The sequence below is a fragment of the Paenibacillus sp. JQZ6Y-1 genome (assembly GCF_040719145.1).
Lineage (GTDB): Bacteria > Bacillota > Bacilli > Paenibacillales > Paenibacillaceae > Saccharibacillus > Saccharibacillus kandeliae.
Map to the genome: position 1 here is coordinate 2,985,109 of NZ_JBFDUZ010000001.1, position 26,285 is coordinate 3,011,393.

Genomic DNA, 26,285 nt, shown 5'->3' on the forward strand with positions numbered 1-26,285 from the left:
ATTTCCTCCTTTCTTCCTTTAGTCCAAATCAATAACACCCGCACGGGTAACATGCGGTAATGTAACGATATGAGTTAATACCCCATCTGTGGGTACACCATCCAGTTCAATCAGTGTCATCGCTTCGCCGCTGCGCGATTTGCGATCCACGTCCATAAAGCCGATATTCAGCTCCGCCTCGCTCAATGTGCGCGTAATATCCGCCAACACACCTTTGCTATCCATATGCTCGACGACCAGTGTCGGATATTGTCCCGAACCTTTGAGATCGAAGCCGTTTAACTCATGAATCTCGATATTTCCGCCGCCGATCGATGCGCCCGCCAATTCGGCAGTTTGTTCGCCAGCACGCAGTCGCAGACGTACAAAGTTCGGATGTGGATAATTACCTGATCCTTTATCAAAATGAATGGTCATGCCCAGCCGATCCGCTTCCTCCGCTGCATCCGGCAGACGGGGATCATCGGTGCTGTAATCCAGCAGACCGCCCACCAGCGCCAGATCGGTGCCGTGTCCCCAGTACGTTTCCGCAAAGGAACCGTACAGAATAATGTCCGCGTGCTCTGGCTGTTGTCCAAGCAACTGACGTGCTGCTCTGCCCAATCGTGCAGCACCTGCCGTATGAGAACTGGATGGACCGACCATGGAAGGTCCAATAATGTTGAACACATTTTTAAAACGCATATGACTCCTCTTTTCCGCTGCTGCATAATTGAGCAGGTATTGCTGATCTGTCCATGTACATGATATGCCGATCACATATAATCTTCCACCCAACAAGCACATCAAAAAGGACAGAGCAGGACCTGCGGCGGCCTGTATGCTCTGTCCCGTGTACCTGAGAGTTTGGACGGATGATGATGTCGTATCCGTTGTACCCCTTGGGTGGCTGAATGCTCTCTCCAGAGTTGCGTCCGGCAGCGGTTCTTGATACCTGAGAGATTGGCAGACCGTTGGCTGGCGGCTGCTTGCTCCTTCGGTGGCGGATTGCGTACCTCCGCTAACTCTCCCGCTGTCTTCATTCGCATGTATAGGTTGAAATGAACACCGCCGAATGCCCGGCATGTTCCTGATCATTCCTAGCTTAATCCAGCCGCTGAACGCTGTCAATTGCCATAGGGAAAATAAGTTGCATATCTGACATATGCGGTCAACCTTCTTGTTATATGAGTACCATGCGCATCAATCTGTCAGCTCCTCAGATACTTCCAGCAGCGGCAAACGAATGACGAATACCGAGCCTTTGCCCCGCGATGAAGTGAAGCTGAGCACACCTTTGTGATCATTCACAATACGCTGAGCGATGAACAGTCCTAGACCTGTACCACGAATCCGCCGCGATTCGGTGGAACCGGAACGGAAGAACTTTTGGAAAATACGTGGCTGATCCTGCTCAGAGATACCAATACCATAATCCTCTACCTCCACCAGCACCTGACGATCCTGCCGACGTACCCGAATATCGACCGGACGATCCTCTGGCGAATACTTCAGTGCGTTGCCTATCAAATTACTAATTACCTGAATCATACGATTGTGATCGCCCCATACATACAGCTCCTGCTGCTCCAGCTCTACATGCAGTCGATCACGAGACTGAATATCCCACTGCCAGCAAATCATTTGTACCAATTCATCCAGCTGAATATAGCTCATCAGATACTCGGCATGCCCTGCCTCAATCCGCTGACTATCCAGAAATTCATCCAGCAGTCTAGACAAGCGCCCACCTTCAAACTGAATCGTATTCATAAATTCGCGCCGTCGCTCTGCCGGAATATCGTCGTACATCGACAACATTTCAATATAGCCCATGATCGCGGATAACGGTGTACGCAGTTCATGCGATACGACAGCAATCAGCTCATTTTGCAGCTGCTTGACTCTCTTCTCCTCTGTACAATCACGGAAAATCAACAAAAACCCTTGATCCGCCCCACTTGCCGCATCCGTAATCGGGGTTACATGTAGAGATAACAAACGCTCGTCCTGCATCTGGATCACACAGCCCTGCTCCCATTCCTCGTGATGATCCAAACATTCATACAGCCGATCACTCAGAATGAACGTATCGGATATTAATTGTGACTGGATATGCGCCAACACTTCACTAACAGGCTTGCCACTGTAATCCTCTAATCCAAATAACATCTGCATTGTCGGATTAATGAGCGATACCATCCGCCGCTCATCGCACATAATGATACCTTCCTGCACCGTTTGCAGCAGATTTCCGGTAATACTTTTTTGCATGCGGGCAGCACCTTGTTCTTCTAGCAATCGCTCAGTCAATTGCTGTAGCTGACGTTCATGCTCACTATTGCGTGCCAGTGCCTGCTCTTGTTCCGTCAGATCATGCAGGAAAAAAGTATGCACCGCCGCTCCTTCATTTAGCACCTCACTACGCGTTAATTCTGCGGTAAATGTACTGCCGTCCAGCCGAAAAGCTAGGACGGTGCTGCTATCCCGGTTATCGTCGTTCGAGCGTCCATTAATACGAATCAGATCAGACAGCGGCAATCCAGACACTTCAGTTAGCTCACAGCGGAACATGCGCTCTGCCGCCGGATTCATCTCTGTAATGCGCAATCGGCTATCCGTAGAGATGATGCCATCGACCGCCATTTTCAGAATCGTGCTCTTCTGTGCTTCGCTTTCCGCTAGATCGAAGGTACGCTCCACAACACGGATTTCCAGCAGCTCTTTGTCTTTTTGAATCTGTACAAATTGATATTCCAGCGTGCCTACCATCTGCTGGAAATTGTGAATCAGCTTGCGCATCTCCACAATGCTGCTTTTTGGCCATTCCAGTGTACGATTTTCACGCAGCTTTTGCGGAATATGGCTGGTAGCATCCACCAATCGCTGTAGCGGTATAGCGATTTTGCGTCCGATCAGCTGAGCAAGCACCCCTGCCAGCACAATGATGCCAAGCAGGCGCAGCATCATTTTCAAATAGAAATCGTAGATTGGATACAGATGATAGGAAAATGGCAACACCAGAATCAATCGCTGATTCGTCGCGAGTGTCGTGTTTAATACAAAATAAGAGCGTTGCCAGCGATCCGGCTGATACACTGTATCTACCGGATACTGGACATAGACCGATAATGGATCATGCTGTTGCAGCAACGATTGTTCATAGCCCGTACCTTCAGTGAACTTGCTGATCTGCGTCGATTCGATGGTCGTCGCTCGGACACTGTTGTGATCGTCCACAATAATCGAATCAATGGCAAAATCCTGCTTGTACGCATCCATGAGATGTTGCTGCTCGGAGCCTTCCAATTGCTCCAGTCTGGTAATATACATGCGCGATGAACGCTCTACATAATTGGAGCCAAAGCGTAGCATATCTTGAAACTGCTGACTGCCATTCACGAACAAAATCAGAATCGAGCTAGTCATAACCAGCATCAGCAAATATTTAAATACAATACAACGAATCGTCATATAGTAGTAAGGCCGTTTGCCAATGCGCACCCGATTCAGCAAAAAGACCACAATCGCCGAAGCCAACAGCGCATTGCAGATCCCGTTTAATAGTTGGTTAATCAGCAGCAGCCAAACAAGTCGCATGTCCATGCTGTTCTGCCAGAACAAGGCATTCACACCATAGATGATTGGTAGAGCTACCGTGATCCAAAACAGCATGTCTAGCTTGAGCAGACTGGAACGTGGAAAAAATCGAAATCCCAAGGTCAGCCACAGCATTTCCAGTCCATGCAGTACGATTGTCGTTGAGAATGAACCGGTCCATAGCAGAGGAATATGGATCAGCAGCAATGTAGGCACCGCAAAGGCAAGACCGTACAGTCGAAGCACGACCAGCAGCGCCACACTGCCGAATACAAATTGCAACGCAAAGGAAAGGTCCAGCACCCAGTAATTGAGCGCAGCACCCAGCAGTGTAAGGATGATCGTACCGATCCATGGTGATGTAAATGATTGAAGTAGTCTGTAATTCATAATTAACGGCCCTTTCCATTGCGGACAGCAATCGCACCTGAAAGACCGTCTGGCTTCGGGATAGACCCGGGATACGCGCGGCGCATCCGCTCATCTGTACTTCCAACACGTGTATGCTGACTGTCATTTGATTTACTAAAAATATTCCATATCCCCCATATCGTCTATCAATGGTACAATATATCCGTATTTACCAATCGGCAGGCTTACAGTATCTTAATCATTAAGACAATAAGATAACCAAGTAAGACAATTATAACCGCAAACATCCAATCAGAGAATCATAGGACTCGTGACCATTCCGTTACTATTCATTGTCAAACTCTTTTACATATGCACTCAGGGATATTATTTTGCCGTGGCAGCTATCCGCATCATATGTGCTTGATCACCGTCATGACGATTGTTCTGTCCGACATTGCCTGCCTCTGGTTCATTGATGTAAACCTGTTCCCTTTTATCTTCCAAGATTCGTATCACGGGCCGAATTGGATTACTTTTCAATCATTTTACCGGCACTCCTTATCGCCCGACCGGATACAGCCCTAATTTTCGTACAGGAGAGTGACAGCAATGCCTACCAAAGTTTTGCTTATTGAAGATGAAAAAAGCCTTGCCGATATGATCGCCTTTTTCCTTCAGGAAGAAGGCTATGATACCCAATTAATTCACGATGCCAGCGATGCGCTGGAGCTCATCAATGAATATGGTCCCGATATCGTCGTAACCGATCTGATGCTGCCTGATTTGAGCGGCAGTGAGCTGGTGCGCCGCATTCGCCAGCAGTCGACCGTTCCCGTGCTGATGATCTCTGCCAATACGATGCTAAATGAGCGACTGAAGGCATTGGAGAGCGGCGCAGATGATTTCCTATGCAAACCGTTTAGTTTAAAAGAATTGGATGCCCGCATCAAAGCACTGCTGCGTCGTAGTGAGCTGCATCGGATGAATGGGTATAGCCTGTCTACCAGCCATACGCAAAATCGTGTCTCGGTTAACGATTATCGGCATAGTTTGTTTGTGGAGGATCAGGAGGTTGAGGTGACCCAGATCGAATTTGCCATTATGAAGGAATTGCATAATTCGCCGGGCAAAGTGTTCACCCGCAACGAGCTGATGGATCGTATCAAAGGCGGCGATCGCGCCTATCTGGATCGTACGATTGATGTGCATATCTCTAATCTACGCAAAAAAATCGAACGTGATCCAAAAAATCCAGAGCATATTCTGACTGTCTGGGGTACTGGCTACAAATATGTGCAGGTCGCGGAGTAAATCTTCATATGTTAATCCTGAAACACAATGTTGATACATGTGAGAAAGTACGCAGCTGCTTTTGATAAGGAATATACCGGGCGATCGCTTATGATCGCCCGTCTGTTTTGACCATTTTGATCATCGCTGACAAGCAGTATAGGAGAATGTACCAATGACTCAGGTTATCGCCAAGCGAGAACACTGGATTCCGCTTGAATTATTGTATGTAATCGGCATTATTGCCATCTCGTTTTCATCTATTTTTATTCGCTGGTCGGATGCCAATGTATCAGCAATCGCCATGTACCGATTATATTTAACCGATCTACTATTGTTGCCGCTCGCGCTGCGACATTACCGCGCATTATTCAATATCCCGCTACGTGCATGGCTGATGCTGGCATTGTCCGGTATCATGCTGGCGCTACATTTTCTACTGTGGATGGGTTCGCTGCGGCTGACGACGGTTGCTAGCTCCACAGTTATTTTGACATTGGAGCCAATTATGGTTGTCATCGGATCGTATGTTTTGTTCAAGACACGTACGAATCGCTTTATGATTATCGGGATGGCGCTGGCGGTGATCGGTTCGATTGCGATTGGCTGGGGCGATTTTAAAGTGTCCGGTACGGCATTTCAGGGCGATATGCTGTCCTTTTTCGGCACGATTGCTGTAGCCGTTCATATGCTGATTAGCAAGCAGGTACGAGCGCATATGGATGCGCTGGTGTATAATTTCTGGGTGTTTTTCATGGCAGCGACGGTGCTGGCAGGATACAATCTCGTAAACGATGTTCCGTTTACCGGCTATGATGCACGCGATTGGGGTGTGTTCTGGCTGCTTGCGCTGGTGCCGACGCTGTTTGGACATTATCTGTTCAATTGGTTGCTCAAATATATGAATGCTGGTGCTGTCTCCATGGCAGTGCTTGGCGAACCGGTCTTCTCCTCGCTGCTGGCATTCTGGCTGCTGGGCGAAGCGCTAAGTGGTATGCAGCTTGGTGCAGGTACCCTGATTCTGATTGGCGTATGGATCTTTATCCAGTTTGGCAATGAAAAAGAAGAGACATTGGTGCCGCCAGATATTATGGCGCCAGAGCATGAAGCCGGTGAGGAAGCGACTGCGACTGCATCCCATTCATCCACTGGCTCCCTTCACACCGAAGCAGGCAAAAAGTAAACGATAAACTAGGTAAACGTATACTAAAAAGCTTCCTGTCCGCTTATAAAGGCGACGCAGGAAGCTTTTTGTTCATTTACAGACCATAGATCATGCCTATGCGCTGAGCATTTCATGAGATGATTTTAAGATCAGCGCCGTCCTTTTCCAGCTTTACCGGAACGCAGCAGAGCCTGCAACGGCTCCTCCGCTTCTTCCGCTTGCTCCCACGGCGACACCACCAGTTCGGCTTCACTTTCGATCAGATCCATCGCTTCCTCATATCGTCCCGCCTTAAAGCTGCGAATCACGAATAGCAGATCCTCCCGTCCAAGCAGCTTCACCTCATTCACACCTGCTAGCGTCTGACATGATCCGGTAAATCGCTCCGCAGAAGTAAGCACAATCGAACGCTCTGCCTGATAATAGCGCATTGACCCGTATACCTCCTGCACCGCATCCAGCCCAATCGCTTGACTCGCCTGATAACGCTTTGCCTGCAATACATTACGTACACCGAGCCGATCCGTAAATACTAAATCCGCACCGTAATCACTGCTATCCTTCGTTTTAAAGGCATCATCATATCCTAGCTCACTGAACAATCGGTGCAAATAACGTTCAAACTCCCAGCCTTCCATCTCATCAATATCTGCAATCGTAATCCGGCGTGGGTCCAGCCGCAACCGCCGCATCCGCGCCACATAACGCCGAATGGCACGTACCATCCACCAAGCGACTAGCAGCAAGAGTACAACCGCTACGATGATGACCCATAACCGCTGTTCATTCCATACGTGCATAAACGTCTCCAACATCTATGTATCCCTTCCTTCTGACTGCGTGCATAGTTGGAGTAACTATACCAGATCGGCGGCGGTTCGCACAGCGTTTCCTGTACTTTCTTTTCGGAAAAGCAGTTCTCTTTCCCTCTACAAATAAGCGCCCAATCAGTGCCGAGCAGCATCGGCAAATGATCGAACGCTTGTACAATGTACCGCTTCTTCAGATAGATTGTATTCATGTACAGCCAGCAGGATATACTGCAGCCATACTTAGGCAGACAACGTCTCTACTCCTACCTTAATCCTGACGAAATACTGCCCAGCACACCATGCTCCTGCCAGTATTCCACTGCAAAATCCTCGGCATACTCCGGCAACTCTCCCGCCAGCAACCGATCATTGTGGCGCCGCAACGCCTGCATCGCGCGTTGGAATAATGGCACTGCATAATGCAGCACCGACTCAGCTGTATAATTAAGCGATAAGCGGCGTCCTTGATCCTCATCTGCCTTGTATCCAATCTGCACACTTTGCGAGCCGTCTGCCTGATTGCAGATACTATAGAAATAATTTTCGTGACGCGTTGTACCGTAGGCGTCTACATACTGACGTCCAATCCGCAGCAAAGGTGTTTGCGGCTCCCCATTGAACAGCGCGCCCGGCTGCCGAAACGCAATAAACAGCGGACCCAGCCACAATCCATGCCGCTGCTCATCGTAAAAGTCATCGTACGGCTCCGCCAGCGGCAGCGAAAGCAATTCCTTGATCTGCTCTGGCTGGATCAATTTCCGCGCAAATTCATAATTCGATACCGATTGCAGCAAGGTCGCCCAGCCCTGCTCCGCAAGCCGATGAAATGCACTTGGCGCCCCCTGATTCAGCGTATGCCATTCGGTATCAGCACCATCGAGATAGCGGAACTTGCGCGATACCTGCCACAAATATGCCGAATTGCCGGACAATACCCCCGGTAAAATATCCCGTTGCTGCTCTACTGGCTCACTGCGCAGCAAGACTGCCTGCTGCCCCCGATTCTGAATGTAGATGCTCTGAAAGCAGCCCTCCATCCCTTCATCGCCGTAAGCAACCGCGCGCACAAATACATCTTCTGTCCAAAATTCATAACATGGCGCCGTATCCTCAGGATGACGCATACAGAGCAGTGAAGCATCCGTCACCCGCCGCATATTGACCGGATTTACATCCGTATTTTCGAATAGCAAGGGAATCTCGGGTAGCACTGGCTTGTGGACACGGTCTATATAGATGACCGGCTTGTCAGCAAGCAGTCTCGCCATCATGCGTGTACGATGCAACTCTGGCTGATCACCATCAAGCCCTTGCACACAGCTCTTCTCAAAAGCAGACAACCGATCCACACCATCCCACGGTGTAGCTGGTTCTAGATCATACCAGCAGGCACGGTACTGCATCGTGCCGTGTGCATGTATGCTGTAATCATTCGTACAAAGCAGTAGCCCAGCAGATACTTGACCACCAACCGTCAATATGCCCTGATCCTCATCCCCCCAGAGCAATTGCTCCACTGTGAGATCACCAGTCACATATACCTCCTGCCCGCCAATCAGCATATGCGAAGTATGCAGATGACCAAGTACAATCAAGTTCACTGCCTGCGTCGTATGCTCATTGGCAATCAGCTGCCGAACGGTAAGATCGCCATCTACCAGCAGTAGTGGCATCTCCTGCTCTGCTAAAGTTTGTCGTTCGTCCCCATGCTCATCTGGCGCCCAATCCGTCGATTGTGGATGATCTAGATTCAGCGTATCCAGCTCCAAATGCCCATGATGGTACAAAATCGTCTGCTCATCAAAAGCTCCATCTTTTCTATGATTCCACCAGACAACCTGACTGTCAGCCGGCAGCTTATGCACAATATCCGAAAATTTCAGCTTTTCATAGGGTCCGGTCTTCATTGAAAAGTCCTCCTCTGTATACATATCCTGTATGGAGTTCTGGCTGTGTGCCGGCACAATAACGATGAACCAAGCACGGTTCGGCATATCCTATATCAATCGTTATATTGTACTCTTACCCTGAATGATACCTTTTGTTTTCATTGTAAAATAGCATTTTTATAATCTCAATAACGAACTGACAGACGAAGTCGATCATTGTATTTATAAAAGCTAAGTAACTAATTCCCAATTTCTATTCATTTTCCAGATTTGCGTCCGATATAGGTGAAGTTGATGTGATGCAATGGGAGAAACGTACATAACCGCTCGTACAGACATCTCTTCCAGTCAGCAACAGTTGCAACCATATTCGAATCCGTACAGAGAGAGGGACAACCCAACTATGATGAACCGCAATACCGAAATCATCTTGCAACGCAACAAACTGATCAGCTATATGCTGTGGGCAATTACCGTGATCAGTGCCGCTATCACTTTCCTGATTCCTGCCCTATGGATCTCCACGCTGGTATCCATCCTTGTAACCGGCATCATCACCGGCATGAATCTTGCCAAAAAAGGCATCCACATCATTCCTTGGATCGTGACCGTTGCTATTATTACTAGCGGAATCTATGTCAATATCGAATCGATTAGCACGATGCAGGGCTTGCTCATCGTATCCCCACTACTGCTATATCCGAATAGTAGATATTACAATATCGCTTTTACAACATTGCTCGTTTATTTTATTCTGCATATCGTGATTGCACCAGCAGCCAATACGACATTGCTGCTAACCGATATCATCAACATCAGTATGTTCCTCGTCACCGGTATCATCTTCATTACCGTATCACGCGTCAATCGCAATTTGTTCCAAGCAGGAGAAGATCGCTTGGTTGAGATCGCCGAATCGCAAACTCGCATGGAGCAAGTGATGCAGCAGGTACGCCAATCCGTACATGGTCTGGCACGCTTCACCGAGCAATTGAAGCAAAAGGTCAACGAAACCGGCACCATTACGTCCGAAGTAACAGCAGGCTTCAATCAGGTAGCACGCAGCGTCGAGCTGCAAGCAAACAACGTGTACGAAATTTCCGAATCGCTGTCCGTATCCGACCGTCATATTCAGGATGTAGCTGCGTATTCCTATCAGATGAAGGAATTGTCCGATACGATGACTTCTAGCACCGAAGATGGCAGTCAGCGCATGGAGCAGCTGAACAGCCAGATGGGTCACCTGCATACTATGGTAAACGAAGCGTCCACCGATATGCAGAAGTTCAACGAAGAAAGTCATTCCATGAGCGCCATGCTGACTAGCATTTCCGACATTGCGCGCCAGACCAATCTGTTAGCATTGAACGCTGCGATTGAATCTGCACGTGCGGGTGAACACGGTAAAGGCTTTGCCGTTGTTGCCGACGAGGTGCGCAAGCTTGCCGAAAGCTCTGGTCAATCCGCTACCGATATCGCTGCTATCCTCACCCGTTTACAAGCACGGACGCGCAATCTCAACGAGCGCTTTGACGGTATTCAAGCATCGTTGCAGGAAGGTCGTACCTCTGTCCAATCCGCTGCCGATGTATTCCGTGACGTGAATACCAGCTCCCAGCAGGTATTGAATCAGGCAGCTGACATTGAGACTAGCTCCGCAACGATGAAGGATTCCTCTGCACGCGTTGTACATGAAGTTACCGAAATCTCCAGCATGACTCAACAATCCAGCGCCGCTGCCGAAGAGATTCTGGCAAGTATGGAGCAACAGCAGCAGCTGACGCAGCATATGGTAGATAGCTTTGCTGAGCTGGAATTGCTGTTCAAAGGATTGAATGATCTCGTATTGGACGATGAATCGCTGGCAGCCGACGATCCTACAGCCACTACTACAAATGTAAAAGCAAATGGTACACCTGCATCTACTGGCGTTGGATCGAATCATACGGGCGCTTCCTTGCAAAAGAAAGATCGTTCTACCAATCAGCAAGCAAGCTAATCTGCTGACCTGAACCAATCCATCCTCGCATATTGTCTTTTATCCAAACAAAAGGAGCGTATATCCCATTACAGATATACGCTCCTTTTCTCATATCCTATTCCTACCCAATATAACGAATCTAAGCGTTCCATCCTCATCATGTATCGGGCTTGTGTATACTACAACTGCGCCAAGAACTCATCTACATATCCATAAAAACGCTCTGGCTCACTCAAATGCACATTATGATCGCTATTCGTCATTTCATACGTAAGCGCGTGCGGAACCAAATTCGTCATCTTCTCCCATTCGTCATCTGGCAACGACTCACTATCCTTGGCACGAATCAGCAAGGTCGGGCAACGGAGTTGCTTCAGAATATGATACCAGCTCACATTATGAAGAATATTCGCCGCCATCGCCTGCCGACTGAACAAGAAGGTTACTCCTTCGTCCGTTTCTACCAGACTTTTCATAAAATACTGACAACTGATCTCCGTATCCTGTGTCGCTCGCAAATACTGTTCTGCCTCTGTCCGACTTGTAAAAGGCAGCGGCCAATCTGCCGTCACCGGATCGACGTCCGGTAATTGCTCGAGCGGAATCTCCACCCGCACATCCGGTCCAAATGCCGCTTTGTCCAGAATCGCCATCGCCCGCACCTGCTCTGGATACGTCACTGTCAAATAAGCAGCCACCTGACCACCCAAAGAATGCCCAATCACAATCGCCGAAGGAATATCCAGCGCCAGCAATAGCTGGTGTGCATCCTCCGCCAACTCTTCTGCCGTATACCGTCCGAGCGGCTTGTCACTCAGCCCATGCCCCCGATGATCCTGCGCAATGATGCGGTAATCGTCGCCGTACCGCTGCATAACATCCGTCCACGTCTCCGCTCTACCATATCGTCCGTGGAGACATAGAATGACTGGCTTTCCTTCCGTATGTGTGTCCAGATAAAATAGCTTAATCTGCTGTAACTGTATCGTATGTCTCTGTATCGTCACCATATGCATTCTCCTCCAATAATATAAATCTCCACACCAAAACGCAGACCTATACACTTCAACCCTGCTGTCTGCTTAACTAGTATACCATGCTTATGCAAACGCAATAAAATGGAACAATACGCATCAATCCATCCTTACATACCATTCTCCATGATCTACCTTTATCACACAGTTCATCTGTCACAACCCTTTCTGCTATAATATGGGCTAGATAGAACCAACGAATAGATTGACTAGGAACCACCATCTGAAAGGAGTTCATCCCATGTCCAATACCGTATCCATCAAATGGCTGCTCGCCCGCCTGTACGAACCTGACCTCGTTGTCGCCGACTGCCGTTTCTGGTTAAACGACCCACAGGCAGGTCACCAAAAATATAAAGAAGAACATATCCCACGCGCCATTTATCTTGATCTGGAAGAAGATCTTTCTTCGCCCATCAGCACCCACGGCGGACGCCATCCATTACCAGAGCCAGAACAAATCGCCAAAACTTTCGGACGTGCCGGACTGAGCCAAGACGACCGCATCGTGATTTACGATGATAACAATGGTATGAACGCTGCTCGTTTGTGGTGGATGCTGACCTATCTTGGTCACAGTCAGGTGTACATATTAGAACAGGATTTCAGCGCTTGGAAAAAGGCTGGCTTCCCTGTCACCGACGAACAACCCATCGTTGTACCCAAAACATTTGAAGCCCGTCCGCGGCAGGAATTGCTGGTAGATGTGGATACGGTGCGTAAGGTATCGGAGCGTTTGTCGAGTAAAGGTCATACTGGTAATGGTACGGATGCTTCCGATACTGGAGATGCAGAAGCCTTGGCTGGAGTATCCGCAGTGTCTGCATCCTCTACCGTATTGATCGACTCCCGCGCTCATAACCGCTATCTGGGACTGGAAGAAACGATGGATAAAGTAGCTGGGCATATTCCGGGCGCTGTTAACTTTTTCTGGCAGGATGTGCTGACGGAAACAGGGAGTTTGAAGTCAGTAGAGCAGTTGGAAGAACATTTTGCTAGATTGGATAAAGCTGCGGAGATTATTGTATATTGCGGGTCTGGGGTGTCTGCTTGTCCGAATATACTGGCGCTCACGCAGGTTGGGTTTGAGAATGTGAAGTTGTACCCGGGGAGTTGGAGTGATTGGATTAGTTACGAGGAGAATCCGATTGCGACGGGTGAAGAAAAATAAAGTGATCAGCAATAGAGAAGCCCATATTTGATGCGGGTTTCTTCTTCTTTGTCTTCACATCACCTATTCCCACTACCATCTAATTTACTTGATCTAGTATCCCTATTTTCTTCATCCCTTTGATCTTAAAAAATGATAAATCAAACAATAATCTCATAAATCAACAAAAAAGGAGTGCTCCAAGCCACAACGAACGCTTAGAGCCACTCCTTTCCCATCCCGTTTCCCCTCATTCCCAAACATGCTTCATCTCCCGATACCCAACATCCCATGCCTGTTCATTTCCTTCCAACGTAATCGTGATCTCGTTGGCTGTGCCTTCTTCAAAATGCCACTCAAATACCTCCGGTCCATGCCCTTGATATTTTTGAGAGTTGCTTAAGACTTGTCGCCCATTTACGGATAAGCTAATGCTTCCTTGAAAGTCGCTTTGATCGGGAATGCCGTATTGCAAATAAAAATAAGCAACTTTTCCATCTAATTTGTAGCTATATGTCTCTGATTTCTTATTATTCGCATCGTATCGATTAAATTGAGGCGTTACTTCTTGACCGTCTACTTGGAAAGGCAGCAATTCTGCCGTTTTCGATGTAACTCCACTGCTGGTTTTCCAATCGTTCAAAGCCACAAATGGTCCCAGAGATGTAGCGAGGGCTTTATCAATGCCAGCGCCAACTCCCCATGTCATGATCAATAGCACGACAATCGAAATACCCATGGACACTACACTTTGCCAAACGTTCTTAGCACGACTTCCTATGCGGTAAGCTGCGAAACCAATGACTGCGCCAGAGGCATTTTTTAGCACATCGTCTACATCAAAGCTTCCGCGTAGAGTCAAAGCTTGTATCGTTTCCAGCAAGAGAATCGATACCAGAAACCCTAGAATGAATCGCACAAATGTCGTCCGATATAACAATGGAATGAATATCCCAAAAGGAATGAATGCCGCTATATTCCCCAGACTGACCACATCCATTACCGTCGGATGCAACAATTCCCAAGGATTCGGCAATTTCAAAAAATTATCAGGTAAAAAAATAAACGTATACTGATCGGATGCAGAATCGCCCCGCCCGAAAGCAAAAAACATAAAATACAAAATCAAAAGTGTATAGATGATAGCTACGGTGAAAAGAAGCTTGCGTTGTTTTGACATAATGATCTCCTTTAGAAAAAGCGTTTGAACAGTCTATGTATAAGACGGTCTGTTTGTCCTTTTTGTATCCATATACTGGAATCCTATTAGAAAGTACGCTATCCCAAAAGAAAAAGTGAATCGCCGTATAACAAAAAGGACTGATCGTATATCACGACCAATCCCTTCACTATTCATTTTCACATCATCCATTTTCTTGTCATTCATTTTGTTGTTATTCAGTTTGTCTCGTCATCTGTGTATCGTGTTACATGAGTATACATACCATGCCATATCTTACTCAGCTACTCCACTGTTTATAGCCCAACACAGCATAGTTTGGATTATTACTTGAAATGAAAATACGGAACTTCTTGTAATCATTGCGAGGTAATTTCATCGCTTGTTTTTGTACTTTAGAGCTTGGTTGGAACGTAGCTACATATACCGATTCCCACCCTCGATCTGTTTCGGTTTCTAGACTAAACACGACGATTTGTTTATTTTGCCCTGGAAATGGGAATGCCGTGAATTGAACATCTGTAATCCCTTCCGCACCAAAGCTGATCGTCGAACGAGGCGTAGATTCAGCATTAAAGCTAGCAAGAGCATAATACGGTAGATTCGGAACAGGATCGCCCGGCTGTGGTGGTTCAGGAATGGTGATTGGCGCACCCTGTATACTGCTTGCATTGGGCTGTATAACGCTTGCAGCACTCTCCGCAAAAGCAGTCAATGGAGTGGAAGCAGATAGACCCAATGATACCCCTACAGTCAGAGCTACCATCGGAACGATTTTCACTAGCGGTTTGAATGAATTCATTATGCTTCCTCGCCTTCATTTGTTAAGATATTGGGCGCTCGTCATGCTGAAATGTTAGGCTTACACCTCTTTCCCTATGTTTTCGACATTCATGTTTTCCTTTGTACCTAAATCAGTGAATTACGAACACCTTTAATGTAACATTTTTAGCAATAGATGGATATAAAATAAACAGCACCCCTACTCACATACGGAATAGGAGTGCTGTTTATTTCATTCTATCCAACTACTTTATCATTCTACCTCACATCTTATCTGTCAGCTTTGCAGCTTAATCTCTATCATGATCCCAATACGGGATGCCCTCGCTCATGATCAACTTGCGTAATCCATCTTTGTAAAAAGGCATCAACTCTTCGGCTACCTCAATATCCAACCAAGCAATCTCCGAAATCTCATCTGCTCTGACTACTTCCTCATGACCGCCAACAATTTCACCTTTAAAGGTAATAAATAACGCCTGCTCTTGCCTATCCAACAACACACGTTCATTTATTGCTACAATTCCATTTACTTTAATATCCAGCCCTGTCTCTTCCTTGGCTTCTCGAATGGCTGCCTGATCCAAAGGCTCGTTCTGCTCTACTGCTCCGCCCGGCAGTGACCAGCGATCACCAGCTGGGTCGATATTGCAAACAGCTAATACTTTGGACTGAGTGGCATCGGTAATTAAAGAATAAGCTACATTGACTCTGATCATAGTGTAAGGCTCCTTTTATTTATACTTTCTTTTACTAAAATTAATCAATTATTCGTATTCTTCTTGCGCATCATATACTATCATTTCACCTCATAACTCAAGTAACTCCCTATATTTAGCTGCTCGCCTTCGTTTTTGCTCGATCTTTTCGAGGTTTGTCAATTGACTCATTCGATCATACGAAGTGAAGCCTGTGTTCTGGAGAATCTGTACCTTTACCTCCATACAGCAATCAGCTACACTCAACTACTGATTATCCATCTTCCCTGGCTCTTCCTCTGCATTAATCACTATCCTCTTCCCATTATTTAAAAATAACGAATAGTCCAGTTCCTCCATTACTATGCCGCGAATTTGACCTAAGATCGGATGAGCAATCTCCAGAATTTCAGCTTCTACTTCTCGATCTTTTATTGATACAGGCCCATTAGCAAAAGACTGTACATCTCTTTGCAAATAAAACAGATCCGTATCACCGACAACGATTGATTGATCTAACCCATACCAGAACGGATTCCATTTCATAATCATAAGCAAAATTCTTTCTTCGATTTATTCATTTCGATAAGTATCTGTATATTTTCCAACCGATCATTCCCACAAATACTCGCTCTTTCGATATACCAAATTCTATTCTTGCTTCTATTCTTTGATCGTAATCGCAAGTATCTTCATCTACTCGAAAAACCAGTGAAACTGCATAGGAGCGCCTTACTAAATTACATCGAAAGAAGCATCTTTACCCAACGTAATCTATAGCGGTAAAAATATTATTGAGAACCTGAAATCGTATTATACCTGTAGATTAGCCAACTTCAAAATACAACCCGCTGTATACCGAGGAGCCTATGTATTTGAGGATATAAGACTGGTTGTTCCTGTATTCTAGCTTGTTTTATCGGGAATAACTTCATCATCACTCTCTCCTTCAAAACAGCTCTATTTATTCGATTCCAGACTTGGCTGTAAGCGTTTCGTTTAAAAATGGTGGATGTTGCTCATTCTGCTGTCTTCATTCTTCCCCAAATTTCTTTTATAATGTAAGCCGATATTTCATCATCTAATGGCATTCCTCTGAATAAAAACGTATAAAAGCTTCGCGTTTCTTCATCTTTTTCATCCGATCTTTCAACATGATCTTCAACCCACATTGTTCTAAATTCATATATCAGTTTAGGAACTTTACTCTCATCTGAAAGCTCGTAATGATTACGTATGTACATGCCTAATGAAAAGTGCAAACCAATGGTGTTATCCAGTGCTCTTAGCTGGTTCTTCTTGGTGTCATCCAGATCGTGTTTTATTATGTAATCGATTAATCCGTTCAAAGAATCAATAGCTATCTTCTTCCTGTCCATCGCTTAACCACCTTATTGCATTTGATCTACTGACGAATCGTTATAGATTTAAGTTGCTAATCGGTATCCATTGGTGTTTGCTTTAAGATCAATATTTCTTCCTCATACATCCGAATCCAATCCGCAGTATAGTCGGCTAATTGAATAGGCATGAACATCCCTCCCTTTTCATCTACCACTTTACTCTATTTACCAAAGAAGTAAAATACACAAATCTACTCCATCACTTCGTATACTCGTGTATTACTGCTTCGACTTGGTCGCATCGGGTAATTGTAATCAACTCTAGTTAATGATCATAATTAACAACTATAGCTAACAATGACCAATCACGGATGGTAATGCCTCACCTTATTTCCACTGATCTCATTTATATAAGCACAATGATGTGCTGAGAGGAGCAAAAGCATGAACGTTCACAAAGCGCTTATTTCGGGTGCAAGTATTGCCGGACTCAGCACGGCTTTCTGGTTGAGTAAAGCAGGCTGGGAAGTCACCATTATTGAGCGCGCCAGCGCATTTCGAGATGGGGGACAAAATGTCGATGTACGCGGCATTGCACGCGAAGTTTTGCAAAAGATGGGACTGGAAGATCAGGTACGCCAGCAAACTACGACCGAGGAAGGCACGGCATTTGTGAATGAAAAAGGGCAGGTGGTCGGTGCCTTTCCAGTAGAGGATTCGGATGGAATGACAGCGGAGCTAGAGATTCTACGCGGTGATCTAGCACGTATTGTACTGGAATCTCTTCCACCAAGTATCGATATTCGGTACGGCGAATGGATTGATGATGTGATTCATCATGACGAGCAGGTGGAGATTCAACTGCATTCCGGGCAAACGGAATATTACGATCTGCTCATTATCGCGGAAGGCGTTCGTTCCAAAACGCGGGATGCCCTGTTCGGCGACCGTGTATCCCGACGCGAGCTTGGGCTTAATATCGCCTACGGAACAATTGAACGCACCGCTGAGGATGACCGTTGGTGGCGCTGGTATACGGCTACAGCTGGTCGCCAGATTTCACTACGTCCAGATAATCAGGGAACGATTCGTGCGATGCTAGCATTCAAGGACCGCGCGAATAGCCTTGCCGCGATGCCGTCTGATGAAGCTCGTGCTCAATTACGGGACATTTTTGCCGGAGCTGGCTGGCAGGATGAACGAGTGGTCAATGGATTTGCGACCTCGAAGGATGTTTATTTTGATTATTTGACCCAGATTATGATGTCCACATGGTCGGAAGGCAGAGTGTGTGTTACAGGCGATGCGGCATGGTGCGTGACTCCGATCGGCGGTGGCGGCTCCTCGCTGGCATTGATTGGTGGATACGTTCTGGCAGCGTTCCTATCGCAATCGGAATCCAATGATGTAGCTAGTATCCGAACTTGTCTCGACAAGTATGAGCAATGGATGCGTCCCATCATTGATAAAGCGCAGCATTTGCCACCAGGCGCGCCGGACTTCTTTTACCCGCAGACCAAACTGGGCGTTGGAACGATGCAGACGTTTATACGGATTGCCAGCTTTGGTCCGTTTCGTAAGCTTGCTTCACGCATCGGGCATGTGGCGCGTACGAAGCAGCAACTTCCAGATATACGGATTGTTCAAACTATACTGTAGATGAGTGAATAAAAAGAATCTCCCTCATGATAGGAAAAGAAGTGGCATTCACCTTCTATTGTATCATCAGGGAGATTCTTTGCGCTGCTCGGCAGTCAGAGTGCTATCATGCGTATAGATAAAAACTCCGTCATTCTGTACGAAGGAATTCTTATCCCAAGATTCGTACATTCCATTACCTTCTGTTGACTTCCCAAAGGTAGCATTGGGTCCTCGTTCATATCCTCAATATCTTCGACATCTCCCGTTAAATGAAATACTATCACATCCTAGCTCATCGTTCTTCATCCTGCCTATTATAAAATGAATGGTATCAGAGGGGACTCGCATACATGCAGTGATCACGCCTTAGCATAGCTTCTTGTCTTCACTTCATCGTCAGCACTACCTATTATCGCGTATATCCGGGTGCTCCCAGCAGGATCGGTTGTGGATTGAGCAGCACCCACTCTACTGCCAACTCGCATAATCTGGCAGGTTCATCTGTGCCATTTCCATTGTGAAGTTGGTCTGCCAATGCTTGCGCTTCTGCAAGTTCGGCATCGCTCAATGGCGTACCTATACTGAAATGATGCAGCAATCCTTGCAGCATACTACGGAATTGCTGATCCCAATTTATCCCACCATGATCCAGAATCTCGTAAGAAATTTTGCCTGTAATCCGAATGACTTCCCCTTGCACCGTTTGTGCGGAACCACTGGATGGAATAAGGAGCTTCCATAGTTCGGCGTGCTGCTGCTGCCAGCCCTTCGTGGATACGGTGATGGGCGATACACCATCGTGCATATGACGCTTTGCGACTGGTTCAACCTCGAATAATTCATATAAACGCGTCAGTGCCTGATCGGTCTGCTCTATATACTCCTCATTGAACCCTGCCCGATGAAATTCGAACTCGCTTCCAATCCGCTTCACATGATCTCTCATGGCTGGAGTAATCACGATTCCCAAATCAAGCATGAACGCTGCAATCTCTGCCATTTCCACAATGTTTATATTTCTGCATTCAGCCAATGCTTTTTCCAGCGGCGTCTGATTCCGCTTATTTCTGGCATGGATATTCGCGCCGCTACCAATTAATATGCGAACCGCATCTGGCTTGAACGAACCATGAGCAGCAAACAGCGGAGTCTCATTTTGGTAATCCACTGCTTCTAGGTCTGCGCCCAGTTCTAGCAGCAATGCCGTATGCCCGCACCAGCTTCTCGCATGGTGATGCAGCGGTGTTTTCCCATAGTTGTCGGCTGCCTGTATATCTGCACCCTGCTCCACCAGCCAACGGATGAGCTCCGCTGGTACATTGTAAAAGCTCAAAGCTGGCTCTTTGCTGTAGCCGCCCCGCGCATCCCATTCACATTGATTGAATACTTCTTTCAATGCGGACAGGTCGCCTGCTTCAATGAGTTGGTCGAAGTTTTTGGGCAGTGTTTTTCTTTTTTTGGGCATTATGTATCTCTCCTTGCGTGAACATTTTCATTTTTCACTGCTGACTGTTTGATTACGGTTTTTGGCTCCACGGGGTTAATGTTCCAACCAAATGATAACTGGATTCGCCAATCATGCCTGCAATGACTCCATTAGCAATTTCATGATGAGTCAGCCAGCGTGAACCGTCCTGCTCTATCACAAACCCAAGCTGAATTTGATGATATTCACAATGTTCTAGCTTGCCGACTGTCTGCACATACGCCTTCACATCGGCTCCACTACCCAACACATGAAACAGCTTCCACTTCTCGCTACGTACTTCCTGTATTTCGCTATCCAATAGCTGGATAACGGGTATGCCGTCTCCGTGAATCCAAGCGACTACCAGATCGTAACTGCCGTTTACAGATATGGATTGCTTGATTGCGTTTCTACATTCGATGTCGTTGCTATAATCGACCGGAATGGGGATGATATGAGGATTTACATTGGCTAATCGATGCAGCTTAGCACTATCTCTACCAATAATTGATACAGTATAACCCTGCTCGGCAAGCCATAATGAAGTTTGGGATAGCATTCCTGATCCACCAATGACAAGTGCGTGTTTCATGGTGCATTCTCCTTTCACTCTGTAGCTATATGGATGATCTATATCTAGCTTGGTATATATGATGAATATGCTACTGTTATGTAAAATCATTCGCAGCGGAGCAACTTACTATACATTTTAACATTGTACGCTTGCTATATCATTCGCACACATCTATAAAATGTATTTAATATTCACCATTATATTCTACATAACTACTTTCTCGTACACGCTTTATGTGGTAGGGCATATACATATTTCTTGTGTGTGGAAACAAATCTTCAATATAGTGTAGTAATGCTTCTACTATCTCGTCTGAATGAAAAATCTTATCATCTAAATAGCCGCTTAGCAAAGCTGAATCGCCTTTAAACTTAATACATAGGTAACCATAACCCGGATCTACAATAACCAAATTCATAATCTCGCTTTCACTTTGCTCTTTGGATACATCATAAAATCGGAGTAATACATCCTGCTCTTTATAAAATACATCTACATCACAAGAAAACTGTTCAAATTGAAATTTCATACGATTCTTCCGCCTGCCTTATCATATAATTAATCATTAGCTACCCTGATAACTCAACTCATGTTAATGGCTTACTTACCTGTTAATAGTTCATATGCTAGCTTTAATGATTGAGCTTCTTTTGTTCCATAATGATATTTTGAAGTTTATCTAGATTTTGTTGTAGTTCTTCTGCTACTTTCATCACTTGATCGCGTTGGAAAATAAATATACTACACGGGATCAGTTGAGGAGCTTCAAACGGGATTTGCTCCGTCAGCCAAGTTATACTTTGCTCATCATGAATAATCTCAACGTAATACCCACCGCAGCCAAAAATACCGCATGAGCATGTAAATAGTGGATATACACCTGGACGAAGTAGCGTGTTAAAGAATTCTTCGACTACCAACACTTCATCATGAGCTAATTTATTCCCATTGATATATACCACTAGCTTCCAGTCGACAACCGAAACCATTTTCCCTTTTACTTTGCTTATATTCTTGTAGACTCTTTTAATATCTACTTCCATCTCAATAGACAATGTATCATATTTACAATCATCTTTTTGCTTTTCATCAACAGTCATATTACACCTCGTGCTTTTGGACTCTACTCTTAAATAGATTGATTACTACTATATATATTTATCGTATTCAACTCTAATATCTTTCTTCCAGCTTTTCTTGTTCGCTTTTTTTATCAATATATGTACCAGATGAAACAAATTCTATTTTTCCTGCTTGCAAAACAAACTTGGATGTATAGTTGATGCTTATTCATTCTAAATAGGTACCATAATCTAATTCTTCCTCGAGTAATTCACTGTATTCGTATAACCAGCTCTCAAACTGAGCAATCCCTATGTCTTTTCGCAACACCACTATACATTGAGATACTAACGCTTCACTTACTGTTTCCATAGACGTATTCCTTTCATCATAGAATATGAACTTTGCTGGTATTACTTCTACAATTATAATGAATCTTTCTCATCTTGAAGCACTTTTACTTCTGTTGAAAAGCTCCAATGAATGATCTTAGCGACTGTAGCTGGTGTGATCACATCGTCTTCCCACAACGGAGTCAACACTCTTTTATAATATCCGTTATCCATCGCTAGTCCCTCGAACTGTTTGCCTTGAACGACGATAAAAGGAAGGCAATCGGTTTGATGAGATTGCCCAATATGATAAGAAACAACAAACTTTCTATCTTGAGAAATAATATGAAGTTTGATTTGCCCCGCATCTTCCCAATCAGGGGCAACGTACCAGTAAAAATCCCGATCCAAGCATACGATTTTTCTTCTTCCTTTGCTGCTGATCGCCATACTGTTACTCACTCCTTTGATATAGATTACGGTACTAATCTACTCTCGTTCTACATATGTACCGCGAATCGCTTGTTCATATTCCTCCCATTCAAACGTAAAAGGACCCAATGGAAGTAATTCACCCTCTTCACCCAATCTAAAATCCTGCCATGTTACTGTATCTCCTTCACGCTCCACAAATACCGAAATGAAGCCACATTCCTCATCACCGCACCACGGACAAACCAGCAGGGGATAACGATAATACAGATAAGGATGCCGATCATTCAGCAAAAAGTAATCTACCATTTGCTGCTGATGCTCTTGGATTCCCCAGCCAAAGCACGGAATCATATCGTGCTTTTTCAGCATCTCGTAAATAGAGATACCATCGATGAGGATATCGCTAAAATGCGGATTTACTTGTCCTTCTGGCTTCACTTCCGAATCGGCATAACGCTTCGATCGTTTCGTTTGAATACGATAGATGTTGCTCATTGTTCACGCACCTTCTTCCAAATTTCTGTCGAGTAACATTAGATTTTTTAATATCGTATGTATCCCACCAAAACTTTCCATAAGCCCAACAAGATGGATGAGGTAATGGAGGATATGCGCTGAGTAGAGTATACACTCCATTACCTTCTGTTGTTCATTTTATGCTCATGTTTTCTAAAAAATAATTTAATATTTTTTGTAAATATATTCTTAACTATACCTCTATATGATCTGCCATAACTGTATAGCCAGATTGGTGAGCGTAGCCAAATGGGGGGAATCGGCTTTTCAATAATTATTAGAATCCCCTTCTATGTGTCTATATATTTCAATCTAGCTTATACGTATACACATGAACCGAATTATCGGAGGGGAATTTGTAACGGAACGATAGCGTACCATTATTGTTTTTAACAAACGTAATGATGGTGCTCTCTGAAGTATATTCAGAACGGTCGGCGGCAGCTTGGATTAGGAATTGTTTTTCTTTTGCTGGCAGATTCAATACTTCGTGTAAGTAGACAGCTTTGCCAGTTTCCCGATTGTATACAATCAGATGCTGGGTTTCGTACTCGCGGACGATCAGGAATGGGGCTTCGGCATGCTCGACCAAATAGCTGTAGTCTGGATTCAGCTTCTGAGCCAGATTGTAAGATGATGTTTGTTTACCTGTCGGTGTTACGAAATCGGTTTGTTTGCCGTTTGTGAATACATATTCGCCATTGCTGGTATCGATACTAGTATCTATAAAATCACCGACGATAGGCAGAAATCCTTCTTTGATAATCTTATGATTGGCTGCAATGAGACGGTCTGTAGTACGAATCCGATTGTCAACACCTACTGCTTCGGTGGCTTTGATATAAGCAGATGAATCGGACAGTTTCTTCACTTCAACATCCGTCGAATAGTACAGATCGATTTTTACTTTGCCGATCATTTTGCCTTTTTGCTGTCCGATGGCTTGGTATATATTTTTGGTATCACGGTTGATCCAGTAGGTGAGATTCTGATCCATGCCCATCACATACGAGGAAGGCAGATAAATGCTCCGGTTGGCTGCATCCCATGATACGGTCTGCTTTAACCCGCTGGCAATGAATTTTAAAGGAAGATAGGTCACTCCATTGATAATCTGAGCGGGTACGTCAAGACTGGTTTTCTTGCCGTCTACCATCGCTGTTTTGCTGCCGATGGTCAGTTGAATTGTGTGCTCGGCTCCGTATAGGGAGACCGTTTTGCTCGTAGCATTCCAGAATGTACGGAGACTGGCGTTTTGACCGATTTCACGAACAGGCAGCAGCACTCTTCCGTTGTTAATATAGACAGGCTTGGTCAGGGTGACGCTGTAACGGTCTCCACCGAGTTCAATACTTACTTCGTTTATACGAACTATACTGTTCGCCTTGGCTAAAGAAGACATGGGGCTATAGATTAGACATAGACTGGTGAGAATCAATACAGCTGTGATCCATTTACGCATATTGGACAACCTCCTAATTTATGTATGTAATGTTGATGACGTTTGCATGTGTAAAAATGTTTCAATACACCAAAAAAACTCTTACGATTAGGCAAGAGTGTTTTGGTGTATTGCAGACCTTATTTTGTACGATAACAAAGATCGTTTACAGTTATAGCGAGATTACTTACGGTTACTGGGCAGAAAACAGGTTGTTGTTTTTAGCCTGTTATGCGATGCGAAAAATCATATAACGATGCAATGTCGCATCGAATATTATCTCTGTTCAACCACAGCGGAGCCATTGCGAATATACTCGACATAATCAACAGCGCTCTGCTCCACCTGTTCGTCTGTCGCCTGAAAGGAAGCGCCGAAAAAGGCAAAATGCGGAAGCTCGACAGCGCCGACATGATGAAGACTTGCTTTAAAAGGAGCTAGAACCTGCTCTACGGTAAACTGAACCGAGCCACCCGGCAAATAGTTGATTTCGTGATTGCCGATGGACAACGCGACACTGAAGTGTTTGCCTTTCAAACGATCTCCTGTCGATCCGTATGCCCAGCCGTAAGCGAATACTTCATCCATCCATTTTTTCAGCAAGGGCGGATAGCTATACCAGTACAGCGGAAATTGTAAAATAATATGATCGTATTGCTCCAACAATTGCTGTTCGCGGGCGATGTCGATCTGCCAATCAGGATATTCTTTGTATAATTCATGCAAAGTAACTTCCTGCGGATGCTTCACCAACTCCTGCTGCCAGCGACGATTGACCCGCGATACCTCCAAATTCGGATGTGCCAGTATAACCAGTGTGTTTCTCATATTCTTCTCCCTCTCCGTCTCTCTGTCATAGTCATGGGTTGCATACATCTTCCTGCATTTCGGAATACACTCATTATGCTACTGCCTGTACAGGATGAAAATACACACAATGAAGTAAGATACTTACCTGAAGGTAGGTACTGGACGACGATCATTGTCTATGACAAAATAAAGGTTTAAGGTAAGATGCCTGTCTACAAGGAACAGAAATGGATCTGTCATTGATGTCATCGAGTACATCTTTTCCATATATCCCAACGACCATGTATGGGCAAACTGAAAGAAAAAGGACTGAGATCATGAAACAATATAATCTGGGCATTGAAGCTACCTTGGAGATCATCGGGGGCAAATGGAAAGCGCTAATCGTCTGTCTGCTGATGACTGGTGTTAAACGAACCGGACAGCTAGAGCGCAGCATTACAGGCATTTCACAAAAGGTACTGATTCAGCAGCTGCGCGAGCTGGAACGCGACGGTCTGGTCGAGCGCAAAGTATATGAGCAAATGCCGCCCCGCGTCGAATACAGTCTGACTCCATATGGCGTTACTGCCATCCAAATTGTGGAGGTTATGTGCGCATGGGGAACGAAAAATATCCATATGCGCCAGCAAGCTGGTGAAGAGATTGAATTGCTGGAAGACGAGCTAGCCGCGTCTCATGCTCCCACCTCCAAGTAAATCCATCGGCAGTTTGTCGAACCATCCTATTCTCCCATGATTGACGTTCT

The 26,285-nt window shown here is 45.4% G+C and carries 24 protein-coding genes and 1 riboswitch; of the genes, 6 read left to right on the forward strand and 18 right to left on the reverse strand.

Annotated features, from left to right (window positions below; translation table 11 throughout):
• Positions 1–18: 18 nt before the first annotated feature.
• Positions 19–684 (reverse strand): L-serine ammonia-lyase, iron-sulfur-dependent subunit beta, encoded by a 666-nt coding sequence (gene sdaAB / locus ABXR35_RS12670; RefSeq protein WP_367060426.1) that lies wholly within the window; start codon positions 682–684, stop codon positions 19–21.
• Positions 685–911: 227 nt separating this feature from the next.
• A riboswitch (glycine riboswitch) is annotated at positions 912–1,022 on the reverse strand.
• 160 nt (positions 1,023–1,182) lie between these two features.
• Positions 1,183–3,969, reverse strand: a complete 2,787-nt coding sequence (locus ABXR35_RS12675; protein ID WP_367060429.1) for an ATP-binding protein — start codon at positions 3,967–3,969, stop codon at positions 1,183–1,185.
• Positions 3,970–4,542: 573 nt separating this feature from the next.
• Between ABXR35_RS12675 and ABXR35_RS12680 the strand changes: the two genes are divergently transcribed.
• Both ABXR35_RS12680 and ABXR35_RS12685 read left to right on the forward strand, forming a co-directional pair.
• A complete protein-coding gene (locus ABXR35_RS12680; protein ID WP_367060432.1) occupies positions 4,543–5,244 on the forward strand; it encodes a response regulator transcription factor in 702 nt (233 codons plus the stop codon).
• A gap of 154 nt (positions 5,245–5,398) precedes the next feature.
• Positions 5,399–6,406, forward strand: a complete 1,008-nt coding sequence (locus ABXR35_RS12685; RefSeq protein ID WP_367060435.1) for a DMT family transporter — start codon at positions 5,399–5,401, stop codon at positions 6,404–6,406.
• A 131-nt stretch (positions 6,407–6,537) separates the two neighbouring features.
• Here ABXR35_RS12685 and ABXR35_RS12690 read toward each other — a convergent pair whose 3' ends face one another.
• Both ABXR35_RS12690 and ABXR35_RS12695 read right to left on the reverse strand, forming a co-directional pair.
• Positions 6,538–7,203, reverse strand: a complete 666-nt coding sequence (locus tag ABXR35_RS12690; protein WP_367060438.1) for a restriction endonuclease — start codon at positions 7,201–7,203, stop codon at positions 6,538–6,540.
• Positions 7,204–7,463: 260 nt separating this feature from the next.
• Positions 7,464–9,107, reverse strand: coding sequence for a hypothetical protein (locus ABXR35_RS12695; protein ID WP_367060441.1), 1,644 nt, complete (start codon positions 9,105–9,107; stop codon positions 7,464–7,466).
• A 385-nt stretch (positions 9,108–9,492) separates the two neighbouring features.
• On the opposite strand from ABXR35_RS12695, the gene ABXR35_RS12700 reads away from it, so the two are divergent.
• Positions 9,493–11,088 carry a methyl-accepting chemotaxis protein gene (locus tag ABXR35_RS12700; protein WP_367060443.1) on the forward strand — a complete coding sequence of 532 codons (1,596 nt, stop codon included), beginning with the start codon at positions 9,493–9,495 and terminating at the stop codon, positions 11,086–11,088.
• A gap of 161 nt (positions 11,089–11,249) precedes the next feature.
• Here ABXR35_RS12700 and ABXR35_RS12705 read toward each other — a convergent pair whose 3' ends face one another.
• On the reverse strand, positions 11,250–12,080 hold the full coding sequence (locus tag ABXR35_RS12705; RefSeq protein WP_367060446.1) for an alpha/beta fold hydrolase: 831 nt from the start codon (positions 12,078–12,080) through the stop codon (positions 11,250–11,252).
• 265 nt (positions 12,081–12,345) lie between these two features.
• Between ABXR35_RS12705 and ABXR35_RS12710 the strand changes: the two genes are divergently transcribed.
• Positions 12,346–13,275: a sulfurtransferase gene (locus ABXR35_RS12710; RefSeq protein WP_367060449.1), complete on the forward strand. Its 930-nt coding sequence runs from the start codon at positions 12,346–12,348 to the stop codon at positions 13,273–13,275.
• Between the two features lie 229 nt (positions 13,276–13,504).
• Here ABXR35_RS12710 and ABXR35_RS12715 read toward each other — a convergent pair whose 3' ends face one another.
• The 5 genes from ABXR35_RS12715 to ABXR35_RS12735 all read right to left on the reverse strand — a co-directional run bounded on the left by ABXR35_RS12715 (position 13,505) and on the right by ABXR35_RS12735 (position 17,294).
• Positions 13,505–14,434, reverse strand: a complete 930-nt coding sequence (locus ABXR35_RS12715) for a VanZ family protein (RefSeq protein WP_367060452.1) — start codon at positions 14,432–14,434, stop codon at positions 13,505–13,507.
• Between the two features lie 280 nt (positions 14,435–14,714).
• Positions 14,715–15,236 carry a hypothetical protein gene (locus ABXR35_RS12720; RefSeq protein WP_367060455.1) on the reverse strand — a complete coding sequence of 174 codons (522 nt, stop codon included), beginning with the start codon at positions 15,234–15,236 and terminating at the stop codon, positions 14,715–14,717.
• A 271-nt stretch (positions 15,237–15,507) separates the two neighbouring features.
• Positions 15,508–15,936: an NUDIX hydrolase gene (locus tag ABXR35_RS12725; protein ID WP_367060458.1), complete on the reverse strand. Its 429-nt coding sequence runs from the start codon at positions 15,934–15,936 to the stop codon at positions 15,508–15,510.
• Between the two features lie 246 nt (positions 15,937–16,182).
• Entirely contained in the window at positions 16,183–16,467 is a 285-nt protein-coding gene (locus tag ABXR35_RS12730) for a hypothetical protein (RefSeq protein ID WP_367060461.1), read from the reverse strand.
• A gap of 467 nt (positions 16,468–16,934) precedes the next feature.
• The gene (locus ABXR35_RS12735; RefSeq protein WP_367060464.1) at positions 16,935–17,294 is read right to left on the reverse strand and encodes a DUF6794 domain-containing protein; all 360 of its coding nucleotides are present in this window, start codon (positions 17,292–17,294) and stop codon (positions 16,935–16,937) included.
• Between the two features lie 408 nt (positions 17,295–17,702).
• Between ABXR35_RS12735 and ABXR35_RS12740 the strand changes: the two genes are divergently transcribed.
• Complete coding sequence (locus tag ABXR35_RS12740; protein WP_367060467.1) at positions 17,703–18,917, forward strand: FAD-dependent monooxygenase; 1,215 nt, start codon at positions 17,703–17,705, stop codon at positions 18,915–18,917.
• Between the two features lie 391 nt (positions 18,918–19,308).
• Here the strand turns inward: ABXR35_RS12740 and ABXR35_RS12745 are convergent, their stop codons facing one another.
• From ABXR35_RS12745 to ABXR35_RS12780, 8 genes are all read right to left on the reverse strand, one after another.
• The gene (locus ABXR35_RS12745; RefSeq protein ID WP_367060470.1) at positions 19,309–20,364 is read right to left on the reverse strand and encodes an ankyrin repeat domain-containing protein; all 1,056 of its coding nucleotides are present in this window, start codon (positions 20,362–20,364) and stop codon (positions 19,309–19,311) included.
• A 52-nt stretch (positions 20,365–20,416) separates the two neighbouring features.
• Complete coding sequence (locus ABXR35_RS12750; protein ID WP_367060473.1) at positions 20,417–20,959, reverse strand: Rossmann-fold NAD(P)-binding domain-containing protein; 543 nt, start codon at positions 20,957–20,959, stop codon at positions 20,417–20,419.
• A 166-nt stretch (positions 20,960–21,125) separates the two neighbouring features.
• A complete protein-coding gene (locus ABXR35_RS12755) occupies positions 21,126–21,470 on the reverse strand; it encodes a hypothetical protein (RefSeq protein WP_367060476.1) in 345 nt (114 codons plus the stop codon).
• Between the two features lie 103 nt (positions 21,471–21,573).
• Positions 21,574–22,041 carry a hypothetical protein gene (locus ABXR35_RS12760; RefSeq protein ID WP_367060479.1) on the reverse strand — a complete coding sequence of 156 codons (468 nt, stop codon included), beginning with the start codon at positions 22,039–22,041 and terminating at the stop codon, positions 21,574–21,576.
• A gap of 387 nt (positions 22,042–22,428) precedes the next feature.
• Positions 22,429–22,785, reverse strand: a complete 357-nt coding sequence (locus ABXR35_RS12765; RefSeq protein ID WP_367060482.1) for a hypothetical protein — start codon at positions 22,783–22,785, stop codon at positions 22,429–22,431.
• 39 nt (positions 22,786–22,824) lie between these two features.
• Positions 22,825–23,265, reverse strand: a complete 441-nt coding sequence (locus ABXR35_RS12770) for an oxidoreductase (protein WP_367060484.1) — start codon at positions 23,263–23,265, stop codon at positions 22,825–22,827.
• 328 nt (positions 23,266–23,593) lie between these two features.
• A complete protein-coding gene (locus tag ABXR35_RS12775) occupies positions 23,594–24,748 on the reverse strand; it encodes a copper amine oxidase N-terminal domain-containing protein (RefSeq protein WP_367060486.1) in 1,155 nt (384 codons plus the stop codon).
• A gap of 255 nt (positions 24,749–25,003) precedes the next feature.
• Positions 25,004–25,555, reverse strand: a complete 552-nt coding sequence (locus tag ABXR35_RS12780) for an NAD(P)H-dependent oxidoreductase (RefSeq protein WP_367060488.1) — start codon at positions 25,553–25,555, stop codon at positions 25,004–25,006.
• 299 nt (positions 25,556–25,854) lie between these two features.
• On the opposite strand from ABXR35_RS12780, the gene ABXR35_RS12785 reads away from it, so the two are divergent.
• Positions 25,855–26,235 (forward strand): winged helix-turn-helix transcriptional regulator, encoded by a 381-nt coding sequence (locus tag ABXR35_RS12785; protein WP_367060490.1) that lies wholly within the window; start codon positions 25,855–25,857, stop codon positions 26,233–26,235.
• Positions 26,236–26,285 lie beyond the last annotated feature (50 nt).